This is a genomic window from Chitinophaga sp. ARDCPP14 (assembly GCF_051362515.1).
Lineage (GTDB): Bacteria > Bacteroidota > Bacteroidia > Chitinophagales > Chitinophagaceae > Chitinophaga.
In genome coordinates this window covers 486,288-500,790 of sequence record NZ_JBKIXB010000005.1, presented here as the reverse complement: position 1 = coordinate 500,790, position 14,503 = coordinate 486,288, and the positions used below count along the sequence as shown (strand labels likewise).

The 14,503-nt window shown below is 44.6% G+C and carries 14 protein-coding genes; all 14 read left to right on the top strand.

Annotated features, from left to right (window positions below; all coding sequences use genetic code 11):
- Positions 1 to 31 precede the first annotated feature (31 nt).
- The 14 genes from wzy (at position 32) to ACLHR0_RS16870 (ending at position 14,502) form a co-directional block, all read left to right on the top strand.
- Positions 32 to 1,474 carry an O-antigen polysaccharide polymerase Wzy gene (gene wzy / locus ACLHR0_RS16935; RefSeq protein ID WP_429063701.1) on the top strand — a complete coding sequence of 481 codons (1,443 nt, stop codon included), beginning with the start codon at positions 32 to 34 and terminating at the stop codon, positions 1,472 to 1,474.
- Positions 1,452 to 2,564, top strand: coding sequence for a glycosyltransferase (locus tag ACLHR0_RS16930; protein WP_429063703.1), 1,113 nt, complete (start codon positions 1,452 to 1,454; stop codon positions 2,562 to 2,564). The genes wzy and ACLHR0_RS16930 overlap by 23 nt, the downstream gene beginning before the upstream one ends.
- On the top strand, positions 2,551 to 3,144 hold the full coding sequence (locus ACLHR0_RS16925; protein ID WP_436488127.1) for an acyltransferase: 594 nt from the start codon (positions 2,551 to 2,553) through the stop codon (positions 3,142 to 3,144). Before ACLHR0_RS16930 ends, ACLHR0_RS16925 begins: the two co-directional genes overlap by 14 nt.
- A 1-nt stretch (position 3,145) precedes the next feature.
- Complete coding sequence (locus ACLHR0_RS16920; RefSeq protein ID WP_370907422.1) at positions 3,146 to 4,039, top strand: glycosyltransferase family 2 protein; 894 nt, start codon at positions 3,146 to 3,148, stop codon at positions 4,037 to 4,039.
- Position 4,040: 1 nt separating this feature from the next.
- Positions 4,041 to 5,084, top strand: a complete 1,044-nt coding sequence (locus ACLHR0_RS16915) for a polysaccharide biosynthesis protein (RefSeq protein WP_370907421.1) — start codon at positions 4,041 to 4,043, stop codon at positions 5,082 to 5,084.
- 38 nt (positions 5,085 to 5,122) lie between these two features.
- Positions 5,123 to 6,271, top strand: coding sequence for a right-handed parallel beta-helix repeat-containing protein (locus tag ACLHR0_RS16910; RefSeq protein ID WP_436488125.1), 1,149 nt, complete (start codon positions 5,123 to 5,125; stop codon positions 6,269 to 6,271).
- Positions 6,272 to 6,297: 26 nt separating this feature from the next.
- Positions 6,298 to 6,738, top strand: a complete 441-nt coding sequence (locus ACLHR0_RS16905; RefSeq protein ID WP_436488123.1) for a WxcM-like domain-containing protein — start codon at positions 6,298 to 6,300, stop codon at positions 6,736 to 6,738.
- Between the two features lie 41 nt (positions 6,739 to 6,779).
- Positions 6,780 to 7,898 (top strand): polysaccharide biosynthesis C-terminal domain-containing protein, encoded by a 1,119-nt coding sequence (locus ACLHR0_RS16900; protein ID WP_370907418.1) that lies wholly within the window; start codon positions 6,780 to 6,782, stop codon positions 7,896 to 7,898.
- Positions 7,899 to 7,922: 24 nt separating this feature from the next.
- Positions 7,923 to 9,074 carry a non-hydrolyzing UDP-N-acetylglucosamine 2-epimerase gene (gene wecB / locus ACLHR0_RS16895; protein ID WP_370907417.1) on the top strand — a complete coding sequence of 384 codons (1,152 nt, stop codon included), beginning with the start codon at positions 7,923 to 7,925 and terminating at the stop codon, positions 9,072 to 9,074.
- On the top strand, positions 9,074 to 10,303 hold the full coding sequence (locus ACLHR0_RS16890) for a glycosyltransferase family 4 protein (RefSeq protein WP_436488120.1): 1,230 nt from the start codon (positions 9,074 to 9,076) through the stop codon (positions 10,301 to 10,303). The genes wecB and ACLHR0_RS16890 overlap by 1 nt, the downstream gene beginning before the upstream one ends.
- Positions 10,293 to 11,213 carry an NAD-dependent epimerase/dehydratase family protein gene (locus ACLHR0_RS16885; RefSeq protein ID WP_436488119.1) on the top strand — a complete coding sequence of 307 codons (921 nt, stop codon included), beginning with the start codon at positions 10,293 to 10,295 and terminating at the stop codon, positions 11,211 to 11,213. The genes ACLHR0_RS16890 and ACLHR0_RS16885 overlap by 11 nt, the downstream gene beginning before the upstream one ends.
- Positions 11,210 to 12,157 carry an MraY family glycosyltransferase gene (locus ACLHR0_RS16880; RefSeq protein WP_429049524.1) on the top strand — a complete coding sequence of 316 codons (948 nt, stop codon included), beginning with the start codon at positions 11,210 to 11,212 and terminating at the stop codon, positions 12,155 to 12,157. Before ACLHR0_RS16885 ends, ACLHR0_RS16880 begins: the two co-directional genes overlap by 4 nt.
- Positions 12,158 to 12,159: 2 nt before the next feature.
- Entirely contained in the window at positions 12,160 to 12,696 is a 537-nt protein-coding gene (locus ACLHR0_RS16875) for a hypothetical protein (RefSeq protein WP_429049521.1), read from the top strand.
- Between the two features lie 180 nt (positions 12,697 to 12,876).
- A complete protein-coding gene (locus ACLHR0_RS16870; protein WP_436488116.1) occupies positions 12,877 to 14,502 on the top strand; it encodes a gliding motility-associated C-terminal domain-containing protein in 1,626 nt (541 codons plus the stop codon).
- Position 14,503: the final 1 nt, after the last annotated feature.

Here is a 14,503-nt window from a genome sequence, read left to right as displayed (position 1 = left end):
TTTATTTGGATAATCATAAAGATTGTAATAAATGATTGTTGAAATCATCCTGTTACTGGTATCAATTGTTATATACATGTTTGCACCCGGTGTGTATTCATACAACTATTGCGTGCTTACATTCGTCGTATTCCTGGTTTCATCGCTTTGGGTGATCCGGAAACGGTCTAATGGAAATTATTTCAATTTTCATGTGCTGTTCCTGATCAGCTACTTTTTTGTGAATTTTGTGTACCCGGTCTTTTTATTTCCTGTAGATAAGTATTATTTCCCTGTATTTAATTACGATTTTAACGAGAACCTGATCTCTAAATCTACCGCGCTCGCTATGCTGGGATCAAGCGCCTATACACTTGGCGCGGCCATGCTGAGAATAAAATCAGATTATACGTTTGAAGCGAACTACCGCCCAATGCAGTTTGCCCGGTTTACCGGGATTCTGAAGCTGCTCACATATGCCTTTTTTGGTTTGTTTCTGGCTTTTGTGGGGCGCGACTTCTTCTCCGGTATCTTCAACTCCGGCACCTCCAGTTCCAATTATTTCCTCATCGGGTTTCAGTCACTGGTCGCACTAACAGTAACAGTGGTTTGTTATACCGGCTATTACAGGTCTTCCGAAAAGATGACCTTCTGGAAATTCGTTGGGCAGTTCGATAAGGTTTTTTTAGGATTTATGTTCCTGTTCATATTGTTGTTCTTTTTTATCGGCGACAGGGGACCTGCGTTGCAGGTATTCCTGATCCTGGTAACGCTGTATGCCGTGTACGTAAAAAAAGTGAAGCTAAAAGTATTCCTGCTCGGAGCTTCTCTTGGCATGTTCCTCATGCTGTTTATTTCTTCCGCCCGCGTAACCAGAACATCCGGTTTTAACGACAGCAACTCCATCGGGGGATTTCTTGAGCGGGGTTCGAGCAATATGAAATTCAACTCCATTTTTGATTTGGGAATGGACCTGACGATGAACAACAGGAACCTGTATGTAGCGGTGGATTATGCCGACAAGAACGGCATCAACTACGGCAAAACCATGATCACCCAGGTAGTAGGGATCGTGCCTGGTTTACAACCTGTTGTATTGTCGGTGCTTGGGATGACGGAAGACGAGATGTCTTCAGGAAGGATTATCAATAAACTTACCATCGGCGATGATGCCACCTGGGGGGTAGGAACCAACCTGATAGGGGATATTTACCTGTCGTTTGGCGTGCTGGGAGTGGTGGCATTCATGTTGTTTTTCGGATATATACATACAAGATTTCAGCAGAAGATGCTTTATTCACAGGATATTAATTATGTGATCGCTTATGTGATCTCCATGTCGTTCGCGATTTATTATCCAAGAGCATCCTATTTCTCTGCGTTCCGTAATATTTTATGGCCCATTATTTTGCTGGCCATTATCAGGTTCATGACCTATAAGCGTCAAAGGACAACAACAAAATTGATATTCCATGAAGATATTAGTTATCAATAGTAATGCGATGTTTGAAGATAGTAAGGGGCTATATATCTATAAGGAAACAGGAAAATTTCTGAATGAACTGAATCATGTTTTCCAGATAGAGAACTTTCATTATAAGCGTCCTTTCAACGGGAATGACGCTATGGCCAATTACAATCTGAAAGAAACGCAAATACAGTTAACGGCATTAAAGATCAGGAAAAGTAAGGTACTGTCTTATGTAGTGGCTTATACCACCGGTTTAAAACGGTTAATGAGCAATGATTTCCTTTATCTGTTTTATCCCAACAGTTTCTTTTTACTGGGATTTGCAGCAGTGATACTAAGAAAACCTTTTGGCTTGTATGTGAGAGGAGAGAAGGGGATCAGCAGCTGGCCATCCACTTTTTTATTTAAACGTGCGGCTTTTATAGCTACCGTGTCTCCGCGGTTTACCAACAATACAAAGCCGTTCTGCGACCAGTCATATACCATCAAACCCATGATGGGGTTTGGGGCCGGGGATATCGTAACGGACAGGACTTATGAAGCAAAGCCGGTACTGCGTTTTCTGTTTATAGGAAGGGTGGAGCGCGACAAAGGTATTTACGAGCTGATAGAAGCGTTCGATAAACTGCTTGAAAGCGGCATCACCAATTTTGTAGTGGACGTGGCAGGGGAAGGAGCCGATATGGAGGCCGTAAAGCAAATGCTGCAAGGCAGCGTGCTGGCTGACAAGGTAATCCTGCATGGCCCGGTATATGATAAAGACCGTATCCGGGACTTTTACCTGCAGGCAGATGTATTCCTGCTGCCCACGCATCATGAAGGATTTCCGAGGGTACTCTATGAAGCGATGATCTTTGGTACGCCTATCATTACCACGTTTGTAGGGAGTATTTCGTACGTGATGAAAGACCAGGAGAACTGTTATGAAATACAGCCTAAAAACGGCGCAGATCTGTATGCGAAGATGTTGCCCTTTTTTAATAATTATAAAAAACACGCACAGGTGGCGGTAAACGGCACCGCTACCATAAAAAGATATCTGGAAGAGAATAGCAAATCCCACCTGGATATTGTTTTGGACGAAGTAAAAATGATTAGTAATGGCAAGGCTTAGCGGTTTTTGGAATAACAGGATAAGTGGCGTGGGAGGACTGGTAATGCTGGTGGCCTCCCGCTGTGTTGAGCAGTTCAAAGATAAGCTGGGTGGCGCCCTGGTACAAAAGAACCTGGGCAGCGTTGGAAAAGGAGTTACTATTCTCAGGGGATTCAAATACAGAAATCCCGGCAATATTTCCCTGGGAAACAATGTAACAATAGGTATGAATGTCATCTTCTCCTCAGAAATACCTGCAGGAAAAATCAGGCTGGATGATCATGTGGTGATTGGCCGGAATTGCAGGATCGATTTTAGCGGGGACATACATATAGGAGCAGGTACTTTATTATCGGAAGGCGTTATCATCCAATCTCATGATCATGGATTGGATCCCAGAAGTAAACCGGAGGGGAAGAAACTGGTGATCGGGAAAAATGTATGGGTGGGACTGAATGCCATGATCCTGTCGAATGTTTATGAAATAGGAGATAATGTAGTGATTGCCGCCGGCGCTATCGTAACAAAACCCGTTCCCGGCAATAGCATTGTGGGGGGCGCGCCGGCTAAATTAATCAAACATAAAACAGCAGTTGAATAGTATGGTGAATCAGGCGAAAATAAGTGTAATCATTCCGTTTTATACGAATGTTGACTGGCTGGCTCAGGCGATTGACAGTGTATTGGCCCAAACTTATCCGCATTATGAAATACTGGTCATTAATGATGGATCACCGGAAGATGATACCTACTTTTTGATGCAGTATGAAACTAAGATCAAATACATAAAAACAAAGAATGCAGGCCCTGCCAGCGCCAGGAACCTGGGCATAGAAATGGCAGAGGGAGAATATATCGCATTCCTGGATTCAGATGATCTTTGGATGCCGGAGAAACTGGAAGTGCAGCTTAATGCCATGATTGCGGAGAACGCAGTATGGTCGCATACCAGCTATACATCATTCTATGATGGCAGTGAAGCCGATTATAAACTGGTAGACATTTCTGACTTCAGCGGCGAAGTATTTAAGAGGGGTTTACTTTCTACGCCCATTGCCACTCCTTGTGTGATGATCCGGGCAAAATACCTGAAAGAGAACCCCGCATGCAGATTTTCAAATGTTATGAGACACGGACAGGACTGGTATTTGTGGATCATGATGGCCAGATTGTTTCCGTTGCTGGCTATTCCTGCATCTCTTACCAGGGTGCGGCTGAGAGGCGCCAATGCGGCGCTGCGGGCAAGGGTACAGATAAAGTCCAAGGCGCAGCTCTGGACGCTCTTTAATAATAACAACGCTATTAAACCGGAATTGCAAACGCTGAAGCCGGGCGTAAGGTTCAGTTATAAATTTTGTAAGGCCGGCAGCTCGCTGATTGATTTTACAGAGAAATATTTTATTAAGAACAGGAAAACACTGGAATTTATGTCAAAGGTAGTTTACCTGACACCCTATTTGATTTTAAAAATGTATTCATTAAACTATAAGAACTGATATGTTTAAAGATAAGGTATTACTGATCACAGGTGGAACAGGTTCATTCGGAAACGCTGTTCTGAATAAGTTTCTTCATACGGATCATTTCAGGGAGATCCGGATTTTTAGCCGGGATGAGAAGAAACAGGACGATATGCGCAACCAGTTGAAAAACGGGAAGCTCAAGTTTTATATCGGCGATGTGCGGGATTATAACAGCATCGAAAAGGCCATGCGTGGCGTTGACTACGTATTTCATGCGGCAGCGCTGAAACAGGTGCCTTCCTGCGAGTTTTTTCCGATAGAAGCCACCAAAACAAACGTGTTTGGAACGCAGAACGCCATCGATGCGGCAGTAGCCAATAATGTATCGAAGATAATTTGTCTCAGTACAGATAAGGCTGCTTATCCCATTAATGCCATGGGCATTTCAAAGGCCCTGATGGAAAAGGTAGCCATTGCAGCTTCCCGCAATATTCCCGAAAACGCTACCAGGGTATGTCTTACCCGCTACGGTAACGTAATGGGGTCCAGGGGCTCTGTTATTCCTTTGTTTCTTAAACAGATCAGAAACGGTGAAAGTTTAACGATCACAGATCCGAATATGACCCGTTTCCTCATGTCACTGGAAGAAGCAGTGGACCTGGTGTTGTTTGCTTTTGAAAACGGTAACCAGGGCGATCTCTTTGTAAATAAAGCGCCGGCTGGTACTATTGGCGACCTGGCAGCCGCTTTAAAAGAATTATGCCATGCGGATAACGAAATAAAAATAATAGGTACCCGTCATGGTGAAAAATTATATGAAACCCTTTGCACCCGCGAAGAAATGGTGAAGGCAGAGGATATGGGAGATTTCTACCGTATTCCTGCTGATAACAGGAACCTGAACTACAGCCAGTATTTCTCTGAAGGAGAAGTGAATGTAGCCACTGTAGATGATTATCATTCCCATAACGCGGAACAACTGGATGTGGAGGCTATGAAGAAGCTGTTGGCGAAACAACCGCTCGTGAAGGCGGAACTGATGAACAGCAAGGAAGCCGTGGCCAATATAGCATCATAGGAGAGAAACACGAACGTTCAATATTAAAAAGCAAAGGAATGATCCACTTGCCATTATATCCGCTGGTTGCCTTTAGTCTGGTTTTTGCATCTCCGGATGTAAATTCCGCCGTTGATAGCCATTGCCGGGAAACAGCAATATATAGTGTGGGTACTGCATCAGGTACACCGGATCAATCCGCCGCGTTTAATATAAAAGATGCTTTGCCACCGGGCTATGTGAAAGATGGTTCTGTCGATTATACGGATGTAATACAAAAGGCCATTGATACGCATGATGTAATCATCTTCCCTGGTTTTCCGGTATTGGTAAATGATAAGGGCCTGATCATTGGCAGCAATAAGCATATTACTTTTGAGAGTGGGGCGAAAATTATGTTGAAGCCAACCACCGCTGGGTCGTATGCGATATTAAGGATGCGTGATGTGAGTAATGTTACCATCGTAAATCCGGTGATCTATGGCGACCGGAAGCAGCATCTCGGAACAGGCGGTCAATGGGGTGCAGGAATTGGCATTTATTCCGGCAATAATATTACTATCAAAAACCCAAAGGTATACGATTGCTGGGGAGATGGTATTTATATCGGGGAAGATATGAAACTGGGCAGGGAAAGCCGGGACATCCTGATTTCCGGCGCCTATTGCAGGAATAACCGGAGAAACGGCATTTCTGTGGTGAGTGTGGACGGTCTTCAGCTGATATCGCCCTATGCGGGGTATACAAACGGCCAATCTCCTATGTGCGGTATCGACGTAGAGCCTAACAATGCAAAAAATGTACTGAAGCGCATCCGTATCACAGATGCGGTAACGGAAAAAAATGAAAGCTATGGTATCCTGATGAACATTACCCGCTTATATGGCGGGGGTAACAACCTGGTAGATGTAACCGTGCAAAACCATAATGATAATTATTCCGCCGGAGGGCTAAGGGTAGTTGCCTATCGGCTGCAGCCTGGCAACGGCGGTAATCTTGGCGGGAACATCTCGGTTATTAATCCACACTGGAACAGCAACTCAAAAAGAGCCCTTGATGCCATGGGTGTATATGAAAAGAACCTGAAGCTGAATTTCTCCGGTGTTAAAATATCCTCCGCCAACAGGAGGGTATTGGATTCCAGTCAGACCCGGAACTTAATCATCAACTCCGTTAGTAAAAAAACGGACCTTCAGTTTGTACATTAGCAATAAACAGGAAACAATAACATTGAATGAAAGAAGTAACACTCATAAAAGGAGCATCCTTCACTGATCACAGGGGAACGCTGAAATTTGTCAATGATTTCTCTTTTCCGGACGTAAAAAGATTTTACCAAATGTTACATCATGATGTCTCTGTTGTGCGTGCATGGCAGGGTCACCGGGTGGAGCAGAAATATTTTTACGTGGTAAAAGGAGCTTTTGTACTGGCATGGGTGAAAATAGACGATTGGGACAAACCCTCTCCCGGACTGAAGGCAGACCATGTGATATTAAATGAAGATGAGCCGGTAGTATTGAGTGTGCCCGCCGGATATGCCAATGGTATCAAGGCACTTATACCCGGATCAGTGCTGATGGTTTACAGCGATCTGACCCTGGAGGAATCGGCCGCCGACAGGTGGTCATTCCCGGAAGATCAGTGGTTCGATTGGCAGCATGCCAGGTTGTAAACAGACCGCATAACTATTATCATAAATCAAGTAGTTTATAAATGAAAAAAATTGGTATTACCGGACAGAATGGATTTGTAGGATCTTATTTGTTTAACAGGTGTTCGCTGTTAAAGGAAACATTTACATTGGTGCCGTTCGACAGATCCTTCTTTGATACCGCCGAAGCCCTGGAAAACTGGGCAGGGCAATGTGACGTTATCGTTCATCTCGCCGGCCTGAACCGGCATCCGGATCAGCAGGTGATCCATGATACCAATCTGGGTCTCGCACAGCAACTGGTAAATGCATTAAAGAAAACAGGCAATAAACCGCATGTCATCTTTTCTTCTTCCACTCAGGAAGAACGGGATAATCTTTATGGAAAATCAAAGAAAGCCGGCCGCGAATTATTACAGCAATGGGCTGCTACCAGCGGAGCCAAATTTACCGGGATGGTAATCCCCAATGTATTCGGGCCATTTGGGAAACCGTTTTATAATTCCGTGGTGGCTACCTTCTGCCATCAGCTCTGTAATAATCAAATACCCAAAATAGATCAGGATGGTTTTCTGAAACTGATTTATGTAGATGAACTGGCTACGGCCATCATCCATGCAGTGGAAACCGGCAACAACGACGGCGTATATGAAGTAGCGCCCACCAGTGAAATATATGTGTCTGAAATCCTGGCAAAACTGAATACCTTCAGGGAGTTATACCTGGAACAAGGTGTTTTCCCCGAAATGAAGGACCAATTCACCATCCAGCTGTTTAATACATTCCGTAGTTATATAGACCATAAAAACTATTTTCCTTTCCCCCTCAAAAAACACGCAGATAACCGTGGTGTATTTGTGGAAATGATCCGCCTCGAAGTAGGAGGGCAGGTGTCTTTCTCTACCACACACCCGGGAATCACCAGGGGGAATCACTTTCATACCAGGAAAATAGAACGTTTCCTGGTGATTAAAGGGAAGGCGCTTATCCAGCTGAGGAAATATAATACAGATGAAGTGCTGGATTTCGAACTGGATGGAGATACGCCTTCCTATGTAGATATGCCCGTTTGGTATACACACAATATTAAAAATACCGGTACAGAAGAACTGTACACAGTATTCTGGATCAATGAATTCTTTGATCAACAGGACCCCGATACTTATTTTGAAACGGTATAGCAACTAATTAATCATATAATTTTTATGAGCACGGTTACGAAGAAATTAAAAGTATTAACGGTAGTAGGCACCAGACCTGAGATCATACGCTTATCAAGGGTATTGGCGAAGCTGGATGAATCGGCAGCAATTGAGCATATTTTAGTGCATACCGGTCAGAACTACGACTATGAACTGAACCAGATTTTCTTTGAAGATCTTGGTTTGCGGAAGCCGGATCATTTCCTGGAAGCCGCCGGAAAAACAGCCACCGAAACCATCGGGCAGATCCTGATTAAAATCGATCCTCTACTGGAAACCATACAACCAGACGCCTTCCTCGTACTGGGAGATACGAACAGTTGTTTATGCGCTATACCCGCAAAAAAGAGAAAGATCCCGATCTTCCACATGGAAGCAGGTAACCGGTGCTTCGACCAGCGGGTACCCGAGGAAACAAACCGGAAAATAGTGGATCATATCAGTGATATCAATTTAACCTATTCAGATATTGCCAGGGAATATTTACTAAGGGAAGGGCTGCCGGCAGACCGTATCATTAAAACAGGCAGTCCGATGTATGAGGTGCTGCATCACTACATGCCGAAGATAAAAGCCGCTACCATCCTGGAGGAGCTGAAGCTGCAGCCGGGCCAATATTTCGTGGTGTCTGCACACCGCGAGGAGAATATCAATTCGGAACGCAACTTTAACCACCTGGTAACTTCCCTGAACAGCATTGCAGAAGTATTTAATGTGCCGGTGATTGTAAGCGCGCACCCGCGTACCCGCAAAATGATAGAGGCAAAAGGAGTGACGTTTAACCCCCTGGTAAAACTCATGAAACCATACGGTCTCAGTGATTATATCTCCTTACAAATGCAGGCCAAAGCGGTATTGTCGGATAGCGGCACTATCTCTGAAGAATCTTCCATCCTTAATTTCCCCGCGCTGAACCTGCGCGAAGCGCACGAAAGACCGGAAGCTATGGAAGAGGCGTCTGTTATGATGGTAGGACTGAATCCGGAAAGGATATTGCAGGGTCTTCAACAGCTTGAATACCAGGAACGGGGTGATCGCAGGAACTTCAGGGAGGTAAGCGACTATTCCATGCCAAATGTTTCCGATAAAGTAGTCAGAATCATTATTTCTTATGTGGATTATGTGAGAAGGACTGTCTGGAAAATAAACGACTAATGAAAAAAGACAAACGGAAATTATGGGTAGTTACTGAGTTGTTTTTCCCGGAAGAAACTTCCACTGCGTATATCATGACAAAGATCAGCGAGCATTTTGCCAGGGATACGGAAGTACATGTTATATGCGGGCCGGCGGCCTATCAGAAATCAAACCTGGTAGCCACGGAAGCACTTAACGCTAACATAACAATTACGCGGGTGAAAACGCCCGGGCTGAATAAAGATAAATTGTTGCAACGTGCGTTGCGGATGGCATTGCTAAGTATCCAGTTAACGTATAAATTATGGAGAAAAGCCGGTAGAGGTGACAACGTGCTGATCGTAACCAATCCCGCTCCCGTAGTGCCACTGGTAACATGGGTGTGCAGATGGAAATCCCTGAAGTGCTTTACCATTGTACATGACGTGTTTCCGGAGAACCTGGTGGCGGCAAAAATAATGAAGCCGGGAAGCTTGCCATATCGTTTGTTGAAATCAGTTTTTAACAAGGCTTATAGTAATATGGCGGTACTTTTTGTGCTCGGCAGGGATATGAAAGCGGTGTTTGAATCCAAATTGCAGGGGTACAAAAAGCAACCTGATATAAAGATTGTGGAGAATTGGGCGGATACGGTATCTATTGCTCCAACAGCGAAAGATGAAAACCCTGTCATCAGGAAACTGGGTGTTGCCGATAAAATCATTTTCCAGTTTGCCGGTAACCTGGGCAGGGTACAGGGGTTAATGGAATTATGTCATGTCATCAAAGATATCCGGAATCCGTTGCTGCATTTTATATTTATAGGCGAAGGCGCGGTGAAAAAGGAAATGCTGCAGTTTATAGCAAAGCATCAATTGAGTAACGTATCTATGCTGGATTCTTTCTCCAGGAGCAAACAGCAGGAGTTTCTGAACGCAACTGATGTCGGTATCGTGTCTTTACAGGAAGGAATGGCAGGATTGGGAGTACCGTCGAAGTCATATAACATTCTGGCTGCAGGCAAGCCCATATTGTTTATTGGCAATGCCAACAGCGAGATTTCACTCATGATAAATGAACACAATGTAGGGTGGACTTTTGATGTGTCTGAATCAGCGGCCCTGCTTGATTTTTTCAATGGATTATCCGTTACTGATGTAGCACAGCTTACACAGAAAGGTAAGAATGCAAGAGCCCTGGCAGTTAATAATTATGCACAGGACATCATTTTGGATAAGTATGTAAAACTGACAATGAGTGAAAACTGATATTCTATTGACCGGGGCATCCGGTTTTCTTGGAAAGGTGATATACGAGGTTCTTTCTTCGCAGCACCTCATTACCACTGTGGGAAGAGGACCTGCTGTAGCAAACGGCGGGCATCTGACCGCCGATTTTTCAAAGGAACTGATTACCGGCCTGCCTGATGTTGATTGTGTAATTCATTGTGCAGGGAAGGCCCATAGCGTGCCAAAAACGGAAGAGGAAAAGGAAAGCTTCTTCCAGGTAAATTATCGTGGAACAGTAAACTTGTGTCAGTCGCTGCAACAGGAAGGTAAAGTTCCCCGGTCCTTTATTTTTATCAGTACGGTGGCAGTTTATGGGAAAGAAGAAGGAGTGCTTATCAGCGAGGATGATCCGTTGGACGGCACCAGTCCGTATGCAAAGAGTAAAATTATGGCAGAAGAATACCTGCAGGAATGGGCGGCCGTTAACAATGTTAAACTGGGCATATTACGGCTGCCGCTGATAGCCGGACCCACTCCTCCCGGCAACCTTCAGGCAATGATAAATGGCATCCGTACCGGTCGGTACCTGAGCATCGGTAAGGCAGATGCCCGCAAAAGCATGGTATGGGCATACGATGTGGCAATGGTTATACCTGCAGTTGCGCAAAGGGGAGGTATCTATAATCTGACTGATAGCCGGCATCCTTCCTTCAGGGAGCTGGAATATAAAATAGCCGAAGGCCTGGGTAAAAAAGCTCCGCTGACAATTCCGCTTCCGCTGGCAAAACTGCTGGCTCTAGCCGGAGATGTAATGGGAGACAAATTTCCTATTAATACGGATAAATTAAAAAAAATAACAGCAACGCTGACTTTTGATGACGCCAGGGCGAAATCTTCGCTTAACTGGAGGCCATCGCCGGTTGCAGAAAAAATACGATTTGTTGTATGATCTACCTTGTTTTAGCGCTGGTTTTCTTTCTTACTATTAAAGTATATTTTAAAATAGCCGCGCATTATAACATTATCGACAAACCCAACGAACGCAGTTCCCATACCACCCTTACTATCCGGGGTGGTGGAATCATCTTTGTTGTTGCCGCCCTGGCAGCGCTGGTTTGGCACTTTGATGAATACTGGCTGCCCGTACTGGGTATGCTGATTATTGGTACCGTTAGTTTCCTGGATGATATCTACAGCCTTCCTAACCGCGTCCGGATGATATTCCAGGTGGCCGCCGTAACCATGATGCTTTACTACCTGCAGGTATTCGCCAACGTAAATATTTTTATGGTGATCCTGTTGTATATCCTTGTTATAGGTATTATTAATGCCTATAACTTTATGGACGGCATCAATGGTATCACCGGCTTATACAGCCTGGTAGTACTGGCGGCGATGCAGTATGTAAATATCCGGCAACAGGCTTTTATCAGTGAAGATCTTATCTGGTTACCGGCATTGGCATGTGTTGTGTTTCTGTTCTTTAATTTCAGAAAAAAAGCAGCATGTTTCGCCGGCGATGTAGGAAGCGTTACCATTGCCTTCTGGATCGTTACCATGTTGCTGAAACTGATATTTACTACCGGCGACTGGAAGTATCTCTTGTTCCTTTCTGTATATGGGGTGGATACTATCTTAACGATCATTCACCGGTTGTCATTACGCCAGAATATTTTTAAAGCACACCGTTTGCATTTTTACCAGATACTGGCTAATGAAAGAAAAATACCACACCTGGTAGTAACGTCTTTATATGCAGCGGCCCAGTTGCTGGTGAATTTTTTTGTAATCGGCAATGCCACTAACCTGATGGTAAATATCTTAGTGGTATGTTTGCCGCTGGTGCTGGTGTACATTGTTGCAAAATCAAAACTGATGCATAAAACTGTTTAACAATGGAGTCGTGTCTTATTTATGGTGCTGGTGGCCACGCAAATGTACTGGCTGATCTGGTCATGTTGTCAGGCGGATCCGTTCCCGTAATGTTCACGGATCAGGCAACAGGTGAAAGCTCCCGGGTACAGGCATATCAGCCTTCACTTTTTCCGGAGGTGCCGCTTGTATTGGGAATTGGTAATAACGAAGTCCGGCGGCATTTATCTGAAAAGGTATCGCATCGTTTTACTGCTTTAGTGCATCCGGCTGCTTATGTAGCCGGCAATGCGGTGGTGGGTGAAGGCAGTGTTGTACTGGCCAAGGCGGTAGTGCAGGCCAACAGCATTATTGGAAATCACTCCATCATCAATGCCGGGGCTGTTGTGGATCACGACGCGGTGATAGGTGACTATGTTCATATTGCAGGTAATGCCTATATAGGCGGAGGCGCTGTTATTGGTAATGGCGCACTGATAGGCCAGGGTGCCGTTATAATGAGAAATACCGTTATTGCACAGGGCGATGTGGTACCACCACTAACAGTGGTAGGTGATTAATCCTGTTTTTATGCTGAATCCTTATACCACTGTGTACGCTGGAAAAAAACTGCACGGATATCAATGAAGTATTCGTTACATTAGTCATGGTGGATAATATAAATACTTTTCAACCGTTATTCCCTCAACCGGGAGAATGTACATGTGATCAGTATCCTGTTTTTGAAATTAGTATTATCTATGAAGACCATATCCTGTATAGTGCATATCGCATTATTGAAAGCCCGTGCAGACGCTTCTTTAATAAGCAATAGCTTGTTAAGGAAAGTTGTTTGTGTGGCAGCTTTCCTTTCCCTTTTTTTAACATCCGCCTTTGATACTGCTGCACAGGATATTGTAATAGATAATCCCTCATTGGAAGGAAAGGTAACGGTGTCAGGACGTTTACCCAAGCCCTGGCTGGTGATAAGCCAATCGCCGGATCAGCAACCGGGAATTGCCGGTTTTTCTTTTCCTGCGTCAGCCGGAGATTTTTATATTGGCGCAGTGCTTACAAATGATTGGCAGGAACTTTTTGGACAAAATCTTCGCAGTCCGCTAAAAGCAGGTAAAACATATACGCTTTCAGTAGACCTTGCTTCTACCACATTTTATACGAGAGATATTTGTAATGGCTCTTTCGCTATTTATGGATGTAATCCCGGCGAACAACCGGAACTGCTCTGGGAATCCGGTAATTTTAATCACACCACCTGGAAACGTTACGCTCCGGTTTTTACGCCTGAAAAAGATTACCGGCAGATCATTTTCGGACCTAATTCAATATTTAAATGTAAAGAGAGAAGTTATGCGGCTGTATTGGTGGATAATTTCTCTCCTACTATCCGCGAGGTGCCACAGGTATCAGTAACCACTACCACCACCTGTAAAAATGCCAGTACCGGCGAAGCATCCGTGAAGCTGCTCAGTGCCCATAATCCGGTCACCTATTTATGGATGCCTGGCGGGCAAACGACCTCTCATGTCAGTGGCTTGTCTGCCGGCACTTATAAGTTGACTGTTACTGCGCTTAATGGCGCTTCGGTTACTGTAGATGTGATCATTAAAGAAACGGATCTGAAAAGCGTTGTAAACATCATCATCTCAAAATGTAACGGGGATAACGAAAATGGAATTGCGCTCACAACCAGCGGCGGGATTCCTCCTTACCGTTATTATTTAAATGACGATACGCAACCCAGTTACACACCTGCATTTAATCAGCTGCATCCCGGTACTTACCGCGTGACGGTAAAGGATGAACAGGGATGTGAAGATCCGTATGAAAAAATAGATTTGAAAGAACCACCGAAACTGCAACTGTTGAGCGTTACCACGAAAGCAGCCAGTTGCAGCGAAACAACTGATGGCAGGATCTTTTTACAGGCAAACGGTGGCACCCAGCCCTATGCGTATCGTTTGGAAGGCACTGAATGGCAGATGGACAGCATACTTGGACACCTTGACAAAGGCAGGTATTATTTTCAGGTAAAAGATAAAAACGACTGTGAGGTGAAAGGATCTGCAGATGTTGATAAAAACATCCGCCAGTGCGCCGTTTTCGTTCCCACCGCATTCTCCCCCAACGGCGACGGTCAGAATGACCTGTTCCGTGCAAAAGTACACGATGATGTAACTGACTACAAGCTGGAAGTATATACCCGCTGGGGACAAACAGTATTTAGTACTAATAGCCCGGATGGCGCATGGGATGGCCTTTTCAAAGGGAAAATGTTACCGGCGGCCGCTTATGTGTGGGTACTTTTGTATACTGATAGCAAGCAACAGGCGAGAAAGCAAACCGGTACGGTGATGCTGATCCAATGAT